Raw genomic sequence first — 630 nt, 5'->3', positions numbered from 1 at the left:
GCGGTTGATGGCGGCGATCGCGACGCATGCTCGTGCGGGTGATCTGTTCGCGGCGGAGTTCCGTACCGACAAGGATGAGTCGGTGCAGAAGGTGCATGGCAATCACTATCGGCGGTTCCAGAATGCGGTGGAGTTCCGTGATTCGTTGACGGCGAAGTTCGGGTTCGGTGAGGTGTTGTTCGAGGTGGAGGACACGGGGTTGTCGCCGTATGGGGATGAGGACCCGGTGCTGTACCGCGTCATCGCCCGCAACCTCGGCTGAGCCGGAGCCCACCGGCCGGCCACTTGGTGCGTCGCGCTGTGAAGGCGCCGGATCCTCGGTAGTGTGCCTGAGTTCAGTGCCGCCGCGGCGGCAGCGTCGGTGGGGAGTCGAAGGTGGCCGAGGTGTCAGTGCGGGAACAGCTGAGTGGATTGGCCCGGAGGTCGCGTGCGTTGGTCGCGCGAGGGTCGTCCTCCTCGCGGGTGCCGGTGATCGGCGTCGTGGAGAAGTTCACCTGGTACCAGGCTGTCGGCTGGATCTCCGTGCCCGTCGGCTCGCCGTCCACGCCGGTGGACCTCTACGTCGACGAGATCCTGGTCGCCTCCACCCACCCGACCGTCGCCACGCCGGTCCGGGCCTCGGCGGGTCGG

The 630-nt window shown here is 67.5% G+C and carries 1 protein-coding gene; it reads left to right on the top strand.

All coding sequences use genetic code 11. From position 1 onward, the window contains the following. A partial coding sequence (locus tag ABD151_RS08150) for a hypothetical protein (RefSeq protein ID WP_343993143.1) occupies positions 1 to 262 on the top strand: 262 nt, incomplete at its 5' end. Positions 263 to 630: the final 368 nt, after the last annotated feature.

Origin of the sequence: Nocardioides dubius (assembly GCF_039528155.1) — a bacterium.
Classification (GTDB): Bacteria; Actinomycetota; Actinomycetes; order Propionibacteriales; family Nocardioidaceae; genus Nocardioides; species Nocardioides dubius.
The sequence above is the reverse complement of the archived record's forward strand: the minus strand, read 5'-3'. Positions and strand labels throughout refer to the sequence as shown.